The sequence below is a fragment of the Streptomyces sp. CA-278952 genome (assembly GCF_028747205.1).
Taxonomy (GTDB): Bacteria; Actinomycetota; Actinomycetes; order Streptomycetales; family Streptomycetaceae; genus Streptomyces.
The window spans coordinates 3,356,154-3,372,355 of sequence record NZ_CP112880.1 but is presented as its reverse complement, the minus strand read 5'-3'; the positions used below and the strand labels follow the sequence as shown (position 1 = coordinate 3,372,355).

Here is a 16,202-nt window from a genome sequence, read left to right as displayed (position 1 = left end):
TACGCTGTACCCAATACGGGGTACGGTGTACCCAGTTAGCTTCCGATCGGTTCGAGAAACAGGGGGTTGCGCCATGCTCATGTCTAAAACCGGGTCGGGGTCCGCGTCCGGGTACGCGGTGCTCGCCGAAGGCGTCGTGAAGCGGTACCGGGGGCGGGGCAAGGGCGGGACGGAGAAGCGGGCGCTCGACGGATTCGACCTCGCCGTGCGCCCCGGCACCGTCCACGGCCTGCTCGGTCCGAACGGGGCGGGCAAGACCACCGCCGTGCGGGTCCTCGCCACGCTCCTGCGGTACGACGCGGGCCGGGCGGAGGTCGCGGGGCTCGACGTGGCGCGCGAACCCCGCCGCGTACGGAGCCGGATCGGGCTCACCGGCCAGTACGCGGCCGTCGACGAAGGCCTCACCGGGCGGCAGAACCTGGAGATGTTCGGGCGGCTCTTCCACCTCGGCAACCGCCGGGCCCGGCAGCGCGCCGGGGAACTGCTGGACCGGTTCGACCTGGCCGAGGCCGCCGACAAGGGCGCCAAGGAGTACAGCGGCGGCATGCGGCGACGGCTCGACCTGGCCTCCTCGATGATCCTCCAGCCCGACGTGCTCTTCCTGGACGAGCCGACGACCGGGCTCGACCCGCGCGGCCGGGGCGAGGTCTGGGACGCGGTCCGGGCGCTGGTGGCGGGCGGCACGACCGTGCTGCTGACCACGCAGTACCTGGACGAGGCGGACAGGCTCGCCTCGCACATCACCGTCATCGACCGGGGACGGGCCATCGCCGACGACACCCCGGACGCGCTGAAGAACCGGATCGGCGGCGACCGGATCGAGGTGGTGGCCACCGACGCGGGAGACCTCGGCGCGGTGGCGAGGGCCGTCGACCGGGTGGCCGGCGGCGGGCTCGTCGTCACGGACGCCGCCGCCCGTCGGGTGCACGCCCAGGTTGCCGACCGGGTGGCCGCACTCACCGAGGTGGCCCGGAGCCTCCAGGACGAAGGGATCGCGGTGGAGGACATCGGGCTGCGCCGGCCCAGCCTGGACGACGTGTTCCTGCGCCTGACGGGCCACGGCACGGCACCCGACGCCGGGGGGCCCGACGCCGAGGGGCCCGACGCCGAGGGGCGCGACGCCGAGGGCCGCGACACCGGGCGTCGCGACACCGACAACCACGACACCGACAACCACGACACCGACAATCACGACACCGCGGAGGTGGCGGCGGCATGACCGCACTCGAAACGAACCCCGCCGAGGCGACGGGCCCGGTCCGCGACCGCGCCTCTGTCCTCTGGGCGGTCTCCGACTGCTGGAACATCACCCGCCGCACCCTCACCCACTACCAGCGCCACCCCTCCGCCGTCGTCTGGCAGCTCGGCTTCCCGATCCTCTCCGTCCTGCTGTACGGATACGTCTTCGGCAGCGCGATGAAGGTGCCCGGGGGCGGGGACTACCGGGAGTTCCTGATGCCCGGCATGTTCGCCATGACCATGGCCATGGGCTTCATGAACACCGCCGTGGCCGTCGTCACCGACGCCGCCAAGGGGGTCGTCGACCGCTTCCGGTCCATGCCGATGGCCCCCTCCGCCTTCGCCTCCGGACGCGGAGCGGCCGACCTGGTGGTGGCCGCCGCCGAACTGACCATCCTGGCCGTCACCGCGGTGCTGATCGGCTGGCGCGCGGACGGCGGGGTGCCGGCCGCCCTCGGGGCGTTCGGGCTGCTCCTGCTGCTGCGGTTCAGCCTGATCTGGGTGGGCGTCTGGCTCGGCATGTTGGTGCCCACGCCGGAGGCGGCGGGCGGGCTGTACGCGGTGGCCTTCCCCGTCACGATGATCTCCAGCACCTTCGTGGCCCCGTCCCTGATGCCCGGCTGGCTGGGCACGATCGCCGCCTGGAACCCGATCTCCTCGACGGCGACGGCCGCCCGCGAGCTGTTCGGCAACCCCGTGGCGGGCGGCGGCACCTGGGTCGAGGAGCACGCCCTGCTGATGGCCGTGGTGTGGCCGCTCGTGATCACGCTGGTGTTCCTGCCGCTGGCGGTGCGCCGCTTCCAGCGCCTGAGCCGGTGAGGGCCTGAGGGGCTGGGGGCAGGGGGGCGGGGACGTGCGCGGGGCGGGTCGGGCGCACGTAAGGTCGGGCCGTGTCCACTGTCGCGCCCCTGCCCTTCGCCACCGCCCGCCTCGACGCGCTCCCCCTCGAACCGGCGTACGCCGAGGAGATGGCGGTCGTCCTCGCGGACCCGGCGCTGTACGTGTTCACCGGCGGCGGCCCGCCGGACCCGGCCGCGCTGCGGTCCCGGTACGAGCGGCAGAGCGCCGGTTCGCCGGACTCGGGGGAGCTGTGGTGGAACTGGGTGCTCCGGGTCCGCGCGGACGGAAGCCTCGCCGGATACGTGCAGGCGACCGTACGGGGACCCCGGGCGGAGATCGCCTGGGTGGTCGGGGCGCCCTGGCAGGGCCGGGGCTACGCGAGCGAGGCGGCGAGGGGCCTCACGGCCCACCTGGTCGCGGCCGGAGGCATCCGGGAGCTCGTCGCCCACATCCACCCCGACCACGCCGCGTCCGAGGCGGTGGCCACGGCGGCGGGCCTGCGGCCGACCGGGGAGTGGGAGGACGGCGAGCGACGCTGGGCGGGCAACCCGCCCGTACCGGAGGTCAGTTAAGGCCGGTTCCGATGCGGCACGCCGCGACACCACCGGCCAACTCGGAACGGGTTCTAGGGAGTACGAAGCAGTGGGGCGACCCGACGCCGAACAGTTCTGGCTTACCGTGACCGGCCGGGTACAGCAGGTAGGGCTCCGGTGCCCCGAGGAAGTGGTCCGGCCCACCAACTCCTGCACCAGCAACGGGTACGTAGGGACTCTTGCGCGGTGCTCACGGCTGAGGGAAGCGCTGGGGACGGCTGCCGTCGGTGGACGGCTTTGGCTCCGAAGTCGGCACCGCGTGGCCGAGGTGGACGTCGCGCGAGGTCAGGTCGATGCCATGTGTGATGACAAAACTGGCGCGCCTTCGTCCGCGCGGCCTGCTCCTGGGAGGAGAGGTCGGAGAAATCTAGGGTGCTCCGGGCTGTTGGCTCGTCGAGCAGCTGCGAGACCGTATGGTCCGCACCCAGTCCGCTTCATCGGGCATGCACATGACACCAGTGACGGACCCACTCAAACGGCTTATGGCGGATATAGGCCCAGTACCAGGCCGACATGCCAACCCTTTACAGCAGTGCTGCGTTGAGGTGAGCCTGTACGGGCTCGAACAGTCCGTACGGCACGTACTGCACGATCTCGCCGTGGGTCACCCAGGCGAGCTCTAGATCTTCTCCGAGCACTTCCTGGAACACATCGACTACCCGCGCTCGGCCAAGTCCTACGTCCGCGAGGCCCACCGCGTCCTCGCGGACGGCGGCCGGATCATCACCGGCGTTCCCGACGCCGCCTTCGCCCTAAACCAGTACGCCGGCCCCCTGGGCGCCACCGACGAGACGATCGACCGCTGGTACGCCAAGCGCAACTGCCGCGGTGACATCAACACGCGACTCGACCTCGTCAACATCGTCTTCCGCGACCAGGACGACGACCCCACGTACACCCCACACCTGTGGGCCTACGACCACGAGAAGCTCGTCCAGCTCTTCACCGAGGCCGACTTCACCACCGTCGAGCCCTGGACGTTCGACCCCTCCATTGCCAACCCGAAGCGCCGCTGGGGCAGCGTCTACGTCGTCGCCACAAAGTAGCCCCTCAAACAGCCCGCGAGTCCGGGACGCCCCGCCCGGAGCTCGGGTCCCGAGTCCCGGGCTTCGGGGCGGTCGGGTCACTCTTCCGGGGGTACGTGAATGAAGCCCAGGCCCGAAGCTCGGGTGCCGGGACTCGGGCTTCGGGATACGGGACCCGAGGTTCGAGCGCCTTCTCTAACCGGTAGGTAGAAGAGGAAGGTTGGGGAAACCTCCCCTACCTCCCTGCCCCGTCACGGTCAGCAAGTATGACTAATCGTGACAGCTTGCGGCACAGCGTCACGACTGCTTACGGTGCGAGAACCAAACGACCCCGACCGGTGTTGCCACACCAGGCCGGGGTCTCACCGCAAGATCGATACCCTAGAAAGACGATCCCTTGGCTACCCAGCACACTAGCTCCGCCCTGCCCGCCCCCGCACTCTCCGCCACGTACCCGATGGCCAAGCCCGGCTACGGCAAACGCTCAGCGCCGGACCAGCAGGCCCGTACGCGCCACGACTTCGCTCACCTGCCGACCCGCGAGCGTTACGTCGCCGGGTTCATCGACCACCTCCCCGAGGGCGCGGCGATGAGCGTGAAGACCCTGGCGAAACAGCTCCCGCTCTACGGCCAGCAGGCCGTCTCCACGTCCCTGACCGACCTCTCCGTCGCCGGCCACCTGCGGCGCGTCCGGTGCCCGGTCGGCGTGGGCGACGAGACGCGCTGGGTCTTCCGCACCTTCTGGTCCCGCACCGCCCGCGACAACGAGTGGTGGAACACCTACCTCGCCACCGAACAGGCCGCCCAGGCCGCAGCCCCCGTACCGAAGACGCCTGTCCCCGACACGGCACCGCCGCCACCTTGGGCCCCGGCCGAGGAACCCTCGTTTCCGCCCGCTCCGGAGCGCCCCGGTACCGATCAGGCTCCCGAACCCACCGCCGTACCGAGGCAACGCACCCCGGTTCAGGCCCCGGACACCGAGCCCGCGCCGCCCCCAGCCACCGTTCACGCGAGGTCCCCGGCCTCCGAAGCCGGCCGGTCTCCCGCCTACCTCGCCCTGGCCCGCCTCGGCCGCGAAGACCACCGTCTGGCCCTCTCCGCCGACGACTGCGCCGCCCTGGAAGCACAGGGGGCGGAGTGGCTCGCGCGGGGCGTGAGCGTCGACTACCTGACCAGTGCGCTGACGGCGGGGCTCCCCGCCCAGGTCGACAGTCCTCTCGGCTTCGTCCGCCGCCGCCTCACCGACAAGATCCCACCCCGGCTTCCCACCGAGAACATCCAACCCGCCACCCCCGCCGCCCCAAGCCGCCGCCTCCTCCTCGTGGAATGCACCGACTGCGGACGCCCCGGACGGCCGGAAGCCCTCCCCGACGGCCTCTGCCGCTCCTGCCGCGTCGCCCACTCAGCGGGCGAAGGGAACTCGATCCGCCCAGCCGAGATCCCCGACGTCAAAGCACACATGAGCAACCTCCGCGACCTGCTCAAACCCGTCTGACCTCGCCTTGCCTCGGCGAGCAGGCTCGGCCCGCCGTCCTGGCGCACGGTAGCCATCGGGCAGCAAGTGGCCGGTCAGCGCACCAGCAGGTCGATCACGCCCGTCAGGTCCTCCTCGCCACTGCCCTCGGCCAGGCGGCGCCGCATCAGCTCGAAGTAGGGGTCGAGCAGTTCGGGGCTGACCCCCTGCTGCGCGGCGGTGTCCAGGAAGGTCGGCGTGCCCGCCACCTGCATGGCCAGGTTGGAGACGACACCCTTGGTGTAGTCACCGCTCCGCAGTTGGTCGGCGGTCTGGTGAACCGACGGGGCCATCGCGACGAGCCAGTCGGCGAGCAGCGGGGCGAGCGTCGCGGGGTCGATGTCCTCCTTGCGGATCAGGGCGAAGGCGTGGGCGGCCCCGGCGAACATCCCGTACATGGCGCTGAGCAGGGCCACGTCGTGCAGGGCCGCGAATCCCGCGTCCTCGCCGACGTAAGTCGTGCCGACCGGTACGCCCAGGGCCTGCCGGTGTCGCTCGAAGAGTTCCGGCGAGCCGCTGTAGAAGACGTAGCCGCCGGCCTCGGGGACTCCGATCATGGGCGGGACGGCCATGATCCCGCCGTCCAGGTAGCGGGCGCCACGCTCACGGGCCCACTCGGCGCGGGCGCGGGCCTGGGCAGGGGTGCTGGTGGTCAGGTTGACCAGGTCCTTGCCGGCCAGGTCGGCGCCCGCCAGCGCCTCGGCGACCGAGGCGTCGTCCAACAGGCAGACGACGACGAGGGTGTTCGCCGCGACCGCTTCAGTGACGGTGTCCGCGACCTCTGCCCCCTCGGCGGCGAGCGCCTTGGCGCGGGCCGGGGAACGGTTCCAGACGGTGAGCGGGTGGCCGGCCGCGAGCCAGGTACGGGCCAGTGCGGTGCCCATCGCGCCGAGGCCCAGCAGTGTGACGGGGGTCTTCTCAACAGTGTTCTTTGCCATGCGGATCATGCTGGTCGCAGGCCTGGAGGTGATCAAGTACCCACTTGTTAGTGGGTGGTTACCCCGAGGTGAGCAAGCGCGTCGGAGCCCTGCGGCGGGACTCCGACCCGCTGATCCTCGTGCGCCGCGGACCGGGGCGTGGCCCTCCGTCCTGACCGGCTCAGAGAGTGAGCCGGTCAGGACGGGCGGTTCAGGAGTCGAGGATCCAGTCCCCGCACGACCTCTCCGAGATCCACTGGTGGGAGCTGATCCCGTTGTCGACGCGCTCTCCGCTGCTGAACGTGTAGCCGCCGAGGTCGCTCATGTACTTCTCGCCCTTCGTGAGGCAGGTGTAGCCGCCGCCCCAGTCCTGTCCGGTCCCGTTGATGACCTGTACGGCCAGCCCGGACGTGCCCTTGTGCAGGATCGACTGGGCGTTGTTGGTGTCGCCGCCCTGGAACGGTCCGGAGCTGTTGCCCCAGTCCGAGTCCCAGCTCGTGGTCTTGCCCAGGTAGCCACTGCAGTGGTCGCCGGAGTAGGCGTAGAAGTAGCCGCCCAGGGCCGTCTGGTAGGCCCGGTTGCATGTGTCGGACGCTTGCGCCCCTCCGGCGGGAAGGACAACTCCGAGGCCGGCGAGTGCCAGGGTGGCGGCCGTGGCCAGGGTCTTGCGCATGGTGCATCACTCCTTGTGTGTTCGGGTGTTGTGCGGAACCCGCGGCACGGGGCCGCGGAAGTCGTCATCAGCGGGGCGCCCGCCCCGCGGCCGCTCGGTCAGGCGGTCGCGCCGGTGATGTCCTCGGCCCGTGCAAGAGCGGCGAGACCCATCCGCCGGTGCGCGGCGACGTCGTCGCCGTACTCCGCCAGGAGGGGGGAGCGGTACTCGGCGGTCAGCGCCCGCAGGGTCGCGGCCAGTGGCGTACGCGTCGCGCAGCGGGCCTCGGTGACGGCCAGGCCGTTCTCGACGGCGAACGCCTTGGCGGTGGTCAGCCCTTCGGTGAGCGAGGGAAGGCCGGCGCGGACCGACGGCGGGTCGGCGTAGTCGTGGCCCGCTTCCCGCATGCACGCGGACCACGCCTCCAACGCCGTCGCGGTGCGACCGTCCTCGATGACCTCCGCCGCGTAGAGGCGGGCCAGGTGGGTGACGGTCTTGTCCGCCCGGTACCAGGTCTGGAAGTCGCCGTACAGCCGGCCTTTCGCATCCGACAGGCAGCTGTCCCGTGGGATGCCGACGGTTCCCCCGCCGGGCAGTTCGGCCGTCACCACGCCGTCCGACGAGTCCCCTTCGAGCGCCTTGGCGTAGCGAGCGCGTTCGTGCTCGGGGAGCGCGTTGGCGTAGGCGTGGTTCGGGTCGTCGCGCTGCAGCCGCTGGAGCCTCTCACGGACCCGGCTCCCGTACCCGTTGCGCTTCGCCCAGGCGGCGTCGGTCAGCACGTAACCTCCGCCCCGCAGATCGTCGGGCGTCGGCAGGACACCGGCCCAGTAGCTGAAGCCGGCCTCCTCCATGCACTCCTTCACCATCAGCTGTTCCGCGCGCTGCACCAGAAGCTCTTCGGCGGGGGACAGTTCCCCTCCGGTGACCTGCGCCTCAACCGCCGGGTGGGCGCGCTCCGGTGCGGTACCGGCGTCCGCGTCGCAGCCGGCGAGGAGGGCCGCCATGGCCGCCATCCCGGCGCACGTGGACACGTACACCCTCTTCATCGCCGCTCCCTTCGACACGGCGCCGGTACCTCGGCGCCTTTCCGTCGCCGGGGCGCACGACCGGAGTCGAGTCCTGGAAGTCCGGGGACTCTCCTCCGGTCGGGGCACCCCGTCCACGGGAAGAATCGCCCAGGTGGCAGTGGCCCGGCCATGCTGTTGCGGCTCACCGCAAAAGCCGAGCCACCAAGGGTGGAAGCAGATGCTCCGCTTCTGTTCCGGCGCAGCCGGCCCGCACGGGACAAGAGCCCGGAGCCTCGCGCTGGGAGTTGCAGGTCACGCGCTCAGCCCGTGCGGAGTCGCGGTATCAGGCCTGTCGTAGGGTTCCGGTCCATGAACTCCGAGCCTGACTTCCTGAACGCCACCCGGTCCTCGTACGACGCCATGGCCCCCGCCTACGTCGATTTCGCCCGAGGCGAGTTGGCGGCCAAGCCCCTGGAGCGTGCGCTGTTGAGCGCGTTCGCCGAGCTCGCGGCGGCGGGCGGCGGCGGCCTCCCGGTGGCCGATGTCGGCTGCGGGACGGGGCGGGTGACCGCGCACCTCCACGGACTGGGCCTGGGGCTGGACGTGTTCGGGATCGACCTCTCCCCGCGGATGGTCGCCGTGGCGCGGGAGGAGCACCCGGGTCTGCGCTTCGAGGAGGGTTCCATGCTGGACCTCGGGCTGCCGGACGCCTCGCTGGGCGGGCTGCTCGCCTGGTACTCGACGATCCATGTTCCGGACGCGGAACTGCCGCGCGCCTTCGGGGAGTTCAACCGCGTACTGGCCCCGGGGGCGCACGTACAGCTGGGCTTCCAGGTCGGGGACGAGCCGCTGCGGTTCACGGAGGCGTGGGGCATGGAGGTCTCGCTCGACTTCCACCGGCGGCAGCCCGAGCGGATCGCCGAGCTGCTGCGGGACGCGGGCCTGGAGGTGGTGTCCCGGGTGTGGCGGGAGCGGGAGACGGACGGGCCGTTCCCGGAGCGGGTGCCGCAGGGGTTTGTGCTGGCGAGGAGGCCGCCCGCGGCCTGACCCCGGCTGTCGTCCGTCTCCGCCTGCCTTCTGCCCTGCCGGTCTCTGCCCCCGGCTGTCGTCCGTCTTGGCCTGCCTTCTGCCCTGCCGGTCTCTGACCCCGGCTGTCGTCCGACCTCGCCCGCCTTCTGCCCTGCCCGGCCGCCCTGCCTGCTGACCGGCCCGGGCGGGCGGGATGTCGCACCACCGGCTCACTCAGGATGCGAAGTCCCCCGTGGTGACCAGACTGGTCACCATGGCAGAACAACGTTCAGCGCGCGCCGAACGCTCCTCCCCGGGGACCCGGAAGAAGTCCTCGGCCAGGAAGGGGCCCGAGCACGCGGCCCGCGCCGCCTGTCAGAGCCTGGAATCGCTGATCAGCCACCCGGCCGAGGGCGTCTCCGCGATCCGACGATCCGACGACGACGGCTGGTGCGTCGTCGTGGACGTCCTCGAAGTGCCCCGCATCCCGGACACGACCAGTCTCCTCGCCTCGTACGAGGTGCGGCTCGACGGCGCCTGCGAACTCGTGGAGTACACCCGGGTTCGCCGCTACCGGCGCGGTGCCGCCGACGAGTGACCCCACTTCGTCCGACAGCTGGAAGGACCCCCCCCATGACGACCACGACCTACGTCGACGGCGCCGCTCCGTGCCCGCCCCGCGCCGGCACGCTCTACGACGTGCTGGAGCTCATTCTCGACCGGGGCATGGTGATCGACGTATTCGTACGCGTCTCCCTGGTCGGCATCGAGATCCTCAAGATCGACGCGCGCATAGTCGTGGCGAGTGTCGACACCTACCTGCGCTTCGCCGAGGCGTGCAACCGTCTCGACCTCGAACGTGACTCCGGCAGCACCACCGTCCCCGAGCTGCTCGGCGGCTCCGCCGCCCGCTCCATCGGCAAGCGGAAGGTGCGCAAGGCCGCGGAGTCCGTCGGCGACACCGTGCGCAAGGCGGTCGGGGCCGGCGGCCGCGACGATGACGACGAGTACGACGATTACGACGAGGAAGAGGCGGAGGAACGACCGGCGCGCCCGAAGAAGCGTCGCGCCCCCGTCCGCAGCAGCGGCAGCGGTGGCACGAGCCGTCGCCGCAGGGCAGAGGCCTGACGTGCGCGTGGACGGCCCGGGGACGGGCCAGGCCGCCGGAACGGGGCTGTACGTGTACGCGGTCGTCCGGGCCGGAACGCCGCTGCCCGGGAAGTCCGGAGGCGTCGGCAGCCCGCCCGCCCCGCTGCGGACGGTCGCAGTGGGCCCGGTGGCCGCCGTCGTCAGCGCCGCCCCCGCGCAGTTGCGGGCCCGGCGGCGTGATCTGCTGGCTCACCAGGAACTCCTGACGCGTCTGGCGGACAGCGGACCAGTCCTGCCGATGCGCTTCGGCATGGTCGCACCGGACGAGGATGCGCTGCGCGCCCAGCTGGCCGGGGCGGAGGCGGGCCACCTCACCGCTCTGGACCGGGTCGCCGGGCACATCGAGATGAACGTGAAGGCCCTGCCGGCCCACGACTCCCTCGCCGCACTGGTGGCGGGGGACGCCACCGTACGGCGGCTGCGCGAGGAAACCCGTCGGCGGCCCGGGTACGAGGCCAATGTGCGGCTGGGGGCGGCCGTAGCGTCCGCCCTGGCACGCCGGGCGGGCGAGGCGGGACGGCGGGCGCTGCGCGATCTGGCCCCGATGGCCCGGGCGACGGCCGGGGGCCCCGAGGTTCCCGGCTGCGCGCTCAACGTGTCGTTCCTCGTGGCGCGGGCGGACAGCGACCGCTTCCGTGCAACGGCCGAGCGTTTCGCGGCGGCCCACCGCGACCACGTCGAGCTCCGCCTCGCGGGGCCGCTGCCCTGCTACAGCTTCGTCGACGCCGGGACCACGAGGCCGCCCGCGCCGGTCGGTGGAGGCTGACGATGGGGCTGATCTCCGGACTGCTCATGCTCCCCCTGGCACCCGCCCGGGGCGTGGTGTGGGTCGCGGAGCGGTTGCAGGACGCCGCCGAGCGCGAACTCTACGACCCCGGGGTGATCCGCGCGCAGCTGGCGGCCCTCAACCAGGAGCTCGACGAGGGGCACATCGGGCTGGAGGAGTTCGAGGCGCAGGAAGAAAGGCTGCTCGACCGGCTGTACGCAACACAGGCCGGCCGGACACCGACGACAGAAGGTGACAGACATGGATGATCAGGCAAAGGTGACGCTCGCGGCCGCGGTAGTGGGCGGATATGTGCTGGGCCGGACGAAGAAGGGCCGGGTCGCGCTGAGCGTCGCGACCTATCTGGCGGGGCGCCGGTTCGGACTCGAACCCCGCCAGCTGGCGGCCGAAGGAATGCGCAGGCTCGGTGAAGTCCCGCAAGTCGCCGAGTTGCAGGAGCAGTTGCGCGGCGAGGTCCTCGACGCGGGACGCCAGGCGGTGACGGCCGCCGCCAACCGCTCCATGGCCTCCCTGGCGGACGCCATCGGCGACCGGACGGCCCGGCTCACGGCGACGCCGGACGACGAGGCGGACGAAGAGGACGAGGGCGAGCACGACGGCGAGGGCGAGGAGGAGCCGGAGGGCGAGGAGCCCGAAGAGGACGAGGAGGAGGACGAGGAGCCCGAGGGGCCCGAGGAAGACGAAGAGGACGAGGGCGAGGACGAGGAGCCCGAGGAAGACGAAGAGGAGGAGGACGAGGAGCCCGAGGGAGACGACGAAGACGAAGACGAAGACGAAGAGGACGAAGACGAGCCCGAAGAGGAAGAGGCGGCCCCGCCGCAGCCGTCCAGGGCGCGGAAGTCCTCCGCCAGGAGGGCGTCCCCGGCCAGGAAGCAGGCCGAGAAGAAGGCCGCTCCGGACAGGAAGACAGCAGCGAAGAAGGCCGCACCCGCGAAGAAGGCGGCTCCAGCCAAGAGGGCGGCTCCCGCGAGGAAGGGCCCGGCCAAGAAGGCTGCTCCAGCCAAGAAGGCGGCTCCCGCGAAGAAGGCTCCGGCCAAGAAGGCTCCGGCCAAGAAGGCTGCTCCAGCCAAGAAAGCTGCTTCAGCCAAGAAGTCCGCTCCGGCCAAGAAGACGGCGAAGAAGACCGCTCCGGCCAGGAAGTCCGCAGCCAAGAAGTCCGCCCCTCAGAAGTCTGCCGCGAAGAAGACAGCGACGTCGAAGCGGTCAGCATCCAAGCGCGCCGATCGCCGGAGGTAGTCAGCCATGGCAACGACGGACAGGGACGAATCCGAGGCTCCTGCGGAGTCGGGTGTCGGCCGCATCAAGGAAGAGCTGTCGAAATTCGCCGGTGCTCAGGTCCAGCAGCTTGCCGAGAAGGCGGGCAGCAAACTCTCCGACCTCACCAGCCAGTTGACCGACGCAGCCGAGAACGGCGGCTCACTGCCCGCCATCGGTTCTCGCGTGCTTCAGGGTGAATCGCCGGTGAAGGCGTTCGTCTCGGAGAAGGCCAAGGGCGCGAAGGACGCGGTGGTGGACAAGGCGAAGAGCGCGTTCGGCGGCGGCGGCGGTGGCAAGGGCAACCGCAAGGCCGGCGGCGGCAAGTTCATGAACATCATCGAAGTGATCGACGTCGGTGTGCCGCTGCGTACCGCCTACGACGCCTGGACGCAGTACGAAGAGTTCAGCGGCTTCATGAAGGGCGTCCAGAGCGTCTCCAAGGGCGAGGACGAGGAAAGTGACTGGAAGGTCAAGGTCGGCCCCTCCACCCGCAGCTTCAAGGCCACGGTGCAGGAACAGGTGCCGGACGACCGGATCGTCTGGACCTCCGAGGGCGCCAAGGGCAGCACGCGCGGAGCCATCAGCTTCCATGAGCTGGCCCCGAACCTGACCCGCATCGTGCTGGTCCTGGAGTACTACCCGTCAGGGTTCTTCGAGAAGACGGGCAACCTCTGGCGCGCCCAGGGCCGCCGCGTGCGGCTGGACTTCAAGCATTTCCAGCGCTATGTGACCCTCACCGAGGAAGAGCCCGAGGGGTGGCGCGGCGAGATCCGCGACGGCGAGGTCGTGGTCAGCCACGAGGAGGCCGTCGAGCGCGAGGAGGCGGAAGAGGCCGAGGACGGGGAGGACGAGGACGAGGAGTACGGCGAGGAGGAGCCTGAGGACGGCGAGGAGGAGGACGAGGACGGGGAGGAGGACGAGGAAGAGCCTGAGGAAGGCGAGGAAGAGGAGCCTGAGGAAGGCGAGGAGGAGGACGAGGAAGAGGACTACGACGAGGAGGACGAGGAGCCGGAGGAGGACGAGGAGGAGCCGGACGAGGACGAGGAGGAGCCGGACGAGGAGGAGCCGGAGTCTGAGGAGGACGAAGACGAGGACGAGGACGAGCCGGAGGAGCCGCCCGCCAAGAAGCGCGCGAGCCGCAGGCGCCGGTCCGGGGCCTCGCGGTGACCGACCTCGACTTCCGGCAGGGAGGACCGCCCGCCAACGGCCCTCAGACCACCAACCTCGCCGACATCCTCGAACGCGTCCTGGACAAGGGCATCGTCATCGCCGGGGACATCAAGATCGATCTCCTCGACATCGAACTCCTCACCATCCGGCTCCGCCTCTTCGTGGCATCCGTCGACACCGCGAAGAAGGCGGGCATCGACTGGTGGGAGACCGATCCCGCCCTCAGCTCCCGAGCCTCGCGCAACGCCCTGGAGGACGAGAACCGCCGACTGCGGGAACGCCTCCAGGCCCTCGAACCGGGGGCGGACGCGGACGAGGACCCCGGCCCGCACCCGAACCGAAGCGCCGACAGAAACGACAGCAAGGAGACCGCGCAGAGATGACCTATCGCGCCCAGCGGGACCAGGCGCCGGACACCGGTGTCACGTACGTGTTCGCCGTCTGCCGGGGCACCCGTGCCACGCACACGGCCGATGTCACCGGTCTGGTCGGCATGCCCGGCGGCGCGGCCGTCCGGCTGCTGCCCTCCGGGCCGCTCACCGCCGTCGTCCAGACCGTCCCGGCCGCCGACTTCACGGACGAGGTCTGGCAGGCGCGACTCTCCGACCCGCGGGAGATCGAGCGGTACGCCCGGGCCCACCACGAGGTCGTGTCCGCCGCGGCCGCTCACGGGCCCGCCGTACCGCTGCCCCTCGCCACGCTCTACCACGACGACGACCGGGCCCGCCGTGCTCTCGACGACGAGGCACACCGCTTCCACCGGGTGCTGAAGCGCATCGCGCACCACGCCGAGTGGGGCGTGAAGGTGTACGAGCCCGCGACAGCCTCCGAGGAACCCGCGGCAGCCTCCGAGGAAACGGAACCCGTCACCTCCGGAGGCGGCGGGCGCGAGGCTCCCGCCGCCGGCGCGGGGCTCGCCTATCTGAACCGCAGACGCGGGGTCCAGGAGCGACGCGAGCGGCGCCGGGAACAGGCCCTGTCCGTCGCGGAATCCGTGGACGCCGGACTCCGTGAACTGGCTGCCGCGTCGCGCCGCCTCCGTACGCACGGAGCCGTGCCGGGAGGCGACGGCCCGGTGCACGTGCTCAACGCCACGTACCTCGTGGCCGAGCACAGATCGGAGGAACTGGGCTCTCTGGTACGGGGCTTGGGCGAGCGGACCGGGGCGCGGATCGAGCTGACCGGCCCCTGGGTGCCGTACTCCTTCGTCGGGGAGGTGTAGCCGTGGCAGCGTCTGAGCGCGCGGTGGTCCCCTGGGACAGCCCGGAGCCCCTGAGCGGTCCCATCGGGGTGCCGCTGGTGGACCTGCTGGACCGTGTCCTGGCGACCGGTGTCGTCGTCAGCGGGGACCTGGTGATCGCCATCGCCGACGTACCTCTGGTACGGGTGTCACTGCACGCCCTGCTCTCGTCGGTCAGCGAGCGGGTTCCGGCACCCTGGTCTGACGGGGGGCCGTTGTGACGGGCGCGGGCCGGGCCCCGGGTTCACGGGTCGATCTGGACTCGGAGCAGATGGGGCGGGACCTGGTGGCCCTGGTCCTCACCGTGGTCGAGCTGCTCCGGCAGCTGATGGAGCGGCAGGCGATCCGCCGGGTCGAACAGGGCGACCTCAGCGACGAGCAGGTCGAGGAGATCGGGACCACGCTCATGCTGCTCGACCAGCGGATGAAGGAGCTCTGCGACCAGCACGGTGTGCGACCCGAGGACCTCAACCTGGACCTCGGACCGCTGGGGACGCTGCTGCCCCGCGACTGAGTCCCGGTACCCCGAATGGCGGATGGCCATGGGCGGGCGGAGAGTGAATGAGGGGGCCGCACGGGCGGGAGGAGCGCCCGTGGTCATCACTCTCTGTGAGGCGGACATGGTCGACATCGAATCTCGGAGCGGAAACCCGGCGACGAGCGGCGGGAATCAGGGAAGCGGCGTGCGCGGCAGAACCACCATCGCCGACGGCGTCGTGGCCACCATCGCGGAAATCGCCATCCGCGAGACCGAAGGCGTTCATTCGGTGGGCAAGGGCGCGTCGAAGGCGCTGGGCGCCGTGACGGGCAGGATGCCCGGGTCCTCGGGCAGGGGCCGGACCGTGAAGGTCGAGGTGGGCGAGAAACAGACGGCGCTCGACGTCGACGTCGAGGTGGAGTACGGGGTTCCGATCCATGAGCTGGCCGACCGGATCCGCGCGAACGTCGTCGACGCCGTGGAGACGATGACGGGGCTGGAGGTCGTCGAGATCAACATCAACGTCTTCGACGTGCACATCCCGGGCGAGGACGACGAGGACGACGCGGACGGCTCGGACGACGCCGATTCCGGAAGAGGCGGTTCCCGCGTGCGGTGAGACCGGACCGTGGACCCGCGTCCTCAGCGTTTCGAGCGGCCCGCGCGCACGATCTCGTCGACGTCCAGGGAGACTTCGGCGCCGATCGAGGCGGGGAGCGGGGCCTGCTGGCCGGGGGCGTAGACCTCGTGGCGGTCGTAGCCGCCGGGAAGCGGTTCGGTCAGGACGTGGACGCGGCCGTGCTTGCGGTCGACGATCACGTAGACCGGGATCTTGGCCTGGGCGTAGGCGGTGACCTTGTGGCGCAGGTCGGTCTGGTAGTTCCCGGAGGTGACCTCCAGGACCAGGCGGAAGCAGGCGGGGTCGTAGCTGTTGTTCTCGATCGGGTGCTCGCCGTAGTCGGCGTCGACGACCGCCAGATCGGGGATCACGTAGTCCTCGGGTCCGCTGGGGAGCCAGAGACCGATGCCCTGGAGGACTCTCGACTCCTCGCCGTGCAGACCGGCGGCGAGGAAGGGGACCGTGAGTGTGGTCAGGGCGTCGGCGTGCGGGCCGTCCGGGGGTGGTGCCACGGTGACGAGGCCTCCGATGATCTCGACGCGATGCCCCGGAAGCTGCTCGGTGAGACGGTTGGCCGTTTCCAGCAGCGTTTCCGGCTCATCGTCACAGGGGTGCTCGACTGCTGCTGCAGACATTGCGGGCCTCCTGGAATGGGCTGGTGTCGAGAGCATCATCGTAGGGCGGAGTGGGCCGAGATCGCGCTTCTGG

General features: G+C 71.0%; 20 protein-coding genes and 1 pseudogene. 17 read left to right on the top strand and 4 right to left on the bottom strand.

Annotation, left to right across the window (positions count from 1 at the left end):
- Nucleotides 1-73: 73 nt before the first annotated feature.
- From N7925_RS14965 to N7925_RS14935, 5 genes and pseudogenes are all read left to right on the top strand, one after another.
- A complete protein-coding gene (locus N7925_RS14965) occupies nt 74-1,219 on the top strand; it encodes an ATP-binding cassette domain-containing protein (protein ID WP_274344117.1) in 1,146 nt (381 codons plus the stop codon).
- The gene (locus N7925_RS14960) at nt 1,216-2,058 is read left to right on the top strand and encodes an ABC transporter permease (RefSeq protein WP_274344116.1); all 843 of its coding nucleotides are present in this window, start codon (nt 1,216-1,218) and stop codon (nt 2,056-2,058) included. Before N7925_RS14965 ends, N7925_RS14960 begins: the two co-directional genes overlap by 4 nt.
- Nucleotides 2,059-2,129: 71 nt before the next feature.
- Nucleotides 2,130-2,651, top strand: a complete 522-nt coding sequence (locus N7925_RS14955; RefSeq protein ID WP_274344115.1) for a GNAT family N-acetyltransferase — start codon at nt 2,130-2,132, stop codon at nt 2,649-2,651.
- A gap of 644 nt (nt 2,652-3,295) precedes the next feature.
- Nucleotides 3,296-3,718: pseudogene (locus N7925_RS14940) on the top strand (class I SAM-dependent methyltransferase); the annotation flags it as partial.
- 436 nt (nt 3,719-4,154) lie between these two features.
- A complete protein-coding gene (locus tag N7925_RS14935) occupies nt 4,155-5,192 on the top strand; it encodes a MarR family transcriptional regulator (RefSeq protein WP_274346473.1) in 1,038 nt (345 codons plus the stop codon).
- 74 nt (nt 5,193-5,266) lie between these two features.
- On the opposite strand, the gene N7925_RS14930 is transcribed toward N7925_RS14935, so the two are convergent.
- The 3 genes from N7925_RS14930 to N7925_RS14920 form a co-directional block, all read right to left on the bottom strand.
- The gene (locus N7925_RS14930) at nt 5,267-6,148 is read right to left on the bottom strand and encodes an NAD(P)-dependent oxidoreductase (protein WP_265600107.1); all 882 of its coding nucleotides are present in this window, start codon (nt 6,146-6,148) and stop codon (nt 5,267-5,269) included.
- A gap of 190 nt (nt 6,149-6,338) precedes the next feature.
- Nucleotides 6,339-6,800 carry a hypothetical protein gene (locus tag N7925_RS14925; RefSeq protein ID WP_274344114.1) on the bottom strand — a complete coding sequence of 154 codons (462 nt, stop codon included), beginning with the start codon at nt 6,798-6,800 and terminating at the stop codon, nt 6,339-6,341.
- Between the two features lie 98 nt (nt 6,801-6,898).
- Nucleotides 6,899-7,825 (bottom strand): hypothetical protein, encoded by a 927-nt coding sequence (locus N7925_RS14920; protein ID WP_274344113.1) that lies wholly within the window; start codon nt 7,823-7,825, stop codon nt 6,899-6,901.
- A 330-nt stretch (nt 7,826-8,155) separates the two neighbouring features.
- Here N7925_RS14920 and N7925_RS14915 point away from each other — a divergent pair, with 330 nt between their 5' ends.
- From N7925_RS14915 to N7925_RS14860, 12 genes are all read left to right on the top strand, one after another.
- Nucleotides 8,156-8,833 carry a class I SAM-dependent methyltransferase gene (locus tag N7925_RS14915; protein ID WP_274344112.1) on the top strand — a complete coding sequence of 226 codons (678 nt, stop codon included), beginning with the start codon at nt 8,156-8,158 and terminating at the stop codon, nt 8,831-8,833.
- Between the two features lie 235 nt (nt 8,834-9,068).
- Nucleotides 9,069-9,392: a gas vesicle protein GvpO gene (locus N7925_RS14910; protein WP_265600103.1), complete on the top strand. Its 324-nt coding sequence runs from the start codon at nt 9,069-9,071 to the stop codon at nt 9,390-9,392.
- Nucleotides 9,393-9,427: 35 nt separating this feature from the next.
- A complete protein-coding gene (gvpJ, locus tag N7925_RS14905) occupies nt 9,428-9,922 on the top strand; it encodes a gas vesicle protein GvpJ (protein WP_274344111.1) in 495 nt (164 codons plus the stop codon).
- A gap of 1 nt (nt 9,923) precedes the next feature.
- Nucleotides 9,924-10,709 (top strand): GvpL/GvpF family gas vesicle protein, encoded by a 786-nt coding sequence (locus N7925_RS14900; protein WP_274344110.1) that lies wholly within the window; start codon nt 9,924-9,926, stop codon nt 10,707-10,709.
- A gap of 2 nt (nt 10,710-10,711) precedes the next feature.
- Nucleotides 10,712-10,978, top strand: coding sequence for a gas vesicle protein GvpG (locus tag N7925_RS14895; RefSeq protein WP_265600101.1), 267 nt, complete (start codon nt 10,712-10,714; stop codon nt 10,976-10,978).
- Nucleotides 10,971-11,966: a histone protein gene (locus N7925_RS14890; RefSeq protein WP_274344109.1), complete on the top strand. Its 996-nt coding sequence runs from the start codon at nt 10,971-10,973 to the stop codon at nt 11,964-11,966. Before N7925_RS14895 ends, N7925_RS14890 begins: the two co-directional genes overlap by 8 nt.
- Nucleotides 11,967-11,972: 6 nt before the next feature.
- A complete protein-coding gene (locus N7925_RS14885; RefSeq protein WP_274344108.1) occupies nt 11,973-13,154 on the top strand; it encodes an SRPBCC family protein in 1,182 nt (393 codons plus the stop codon).
- The gene (locus tag N7925_RS14880) at nt 13,151-13,540 is read left to right on the top strand and encodes a gas vesicle protein (protein ID WP_265600098.1); all 390 of its coding nucleotides are present in this window, start codon (nt 13,151-13,153) and stop codon (nt 13,538-13,540) included. Before N7925_RS14885 ends, N7925_RS14880 begins: the two co-directional genes overlap by 4 nt.
- Nucleotides 13,537-14,379 carry a GvpL/GvpF family gas vesicle protein gene (locus N7925_RS14875; RefSeq protein WP_274344107.1) on the top strand — a complete coding sequence of 281 codons (843 nt, stop codon included), beginning with the start codon at nt 13,537-13,539 and terminating at the stop codon, nt 14,377-14,379. The genes N7925_RS14880 and N7925_RS14875 overlap by 4 nt, the downstream gene beginning before the upstream one ends.
- 2 nt (nt 14,380-14,381) lie before the next feature.
- The gene (locus N7925_RS14870) at nt 14,382-14,618 is read left to right on the top strand and encodes a gas vesicle protein (RefSeq protein ID WP_274344106.1); all 237 of its coding nucleotides are present in this window, start codon (nt 14,382-14,384) and stop codon (nt 14,616-14,618) included.
- Nucleotides 14,615-14,911, top strand: coding sequence for a gas vesicle protein K (locus N7925_RS14865; protein ID WP_265600096.1), 297 nt, complete (start codon nt 14,615-14,617; stop codon nt 14,909-14,911). Before N7925_RS14870 ends, N7925_RS14865 begins: the two co-directional genes overlap by 4 nt.
- A gap of 106 nt (nt 14,912-15,017) precedes the next feature.
- The gene (locus N7925_RS14860; protein WP_274346472.1) at nt 15,018-15,494 is read left to right on the top strand and encodes an Asp23/Gls24 family envelope stress response protein; all 477 of its coding nucleotides are present in this window, start codon (nt 15,018-15,020) and stop codon (nt 15,492-15,494) included.
- A 23-nt stretch (nt 15,495-15,517) separates the two neighbouring features.
- Here N7925_RS14860 and N7925_RS14855 read toward each other — a convergent pair whose 3' ends face one another.
- On the bottom strand, nt 15,518-16,129 hold the full coding sequence (locus N7925_RS14855; protein ID WP_265600095.1) for a Uma2 family endonuclease: 612 nt from the start codon (nt 16,127-16,129) through the stop codon (nt 15,518-15,520).
- Nucleotides 16,130-16,202: the final 73 nt, after the last annotated feature.

Bases quoted from the DNA above. Each gene is read 5' to 3' on its own strand.
- N7925_RS14965 (WP_274344117.1), top strand. From the start codon at position 74: ATGCTCATGTCTAAAACCGGGTCGGGGTCCGCGTCCGGGTACGCGGTG.
- N7925_RS14960 (WP_274344116.1), top strand. From the start codon at position 1,216: ATGACCGCACTCGAAACGAACCCCGCCGAGGCGACGGGCCCGGTCCGC.
- N7925_RS14935 (WP_274346473.1), top strand. From the start codon at position 4,155: ATGGCCAAGCCCGGCTACGGCAAACGCTCAGCGCCGGACCAGCAGGCC.
- N7925_RS14930 (WP_265600107.1), bottom strand. From the start codon at position 6,148: ATGGCAAAGAACACTGTTGAGAAGACCCCCGTCACACTGCTGGGCCTC.
- N7925_RS14925 (WP_274344114.1), bottom strand. From the start codon at position 6,800: ATGCGCAAGACCCTGGCCACGGCCGCCACCCTGGCACTCGCCGGCCTC.
- N7925_RS14920 (WP_274344113.1), bottom strand. From the start codon at position 7,825: ATGAAGAGGGTGTACGTGTCCACGTGCGCCGGGATGGCGGCCATGGCG.
- N7925_RS14915 (WP_274344112.1), top strand. From the start codon at position 8,156: ATGAACTCCGAGCCTGACTTCCTGAACGCCACCCGGTCCTCGTACGAC.
- N7925_RS14910 (WP_265600103.1), top strand. From the start codon at position 9,069: ATGGCAGAACAACGTTCAGCGCGCGCCGAACGCTCCTCCCCGGGGACC.
- gvpJ (WP_274344111.1), top strand. From the start codon at position 9,428: ATGACGACCACGACCTACGTCGACGGCGCCGCTCCGTGCCCGCCCCGC.
- N7925_RS14895 (WP_265600101.1), top strand. From the start codon at position 10,712: ATGGGGCTGATCTCCGGACTGCTCATGCTCCCCCTGGCACCCGCCCGG.
- N7925_RS14890 (WP_274344109.1), top strand. From the start codon at position 10,971: ATGGATGATCAGGCAAAGGTGACGCTCGCGGCCGCGGTAGTGGGCGGA.
- N7925_RS14885 (WP_274344108.1), top strand. From the start codon at position 11,973: ATGGCAACGACGGACAGGGACGAATCCGAGGCTCCTGCGGAGTCGGGT.
- N7925_RS14875 (WP_274344107.1), top strand. From the start codon at position 13,537: ATGACCTATCGCGCCCAGCGGGACCAGGCGCCGGACACCGGTGTCACG.
- N7925_RS14860 (WP_274346472.1), top strand. From the start codon at position 15,018: ATGGTCGACATCGAATCTCGGAGCGGAAACCCGGCGACGAGCGGCGGG.
- N7925_RS14855 (WP_265600095.1), bottom strand. From the start codon at position 16,129: ATGTCTGCAGCAGCAGTCGAGCACCCCTGTGACGATGAGCCGGAAACG.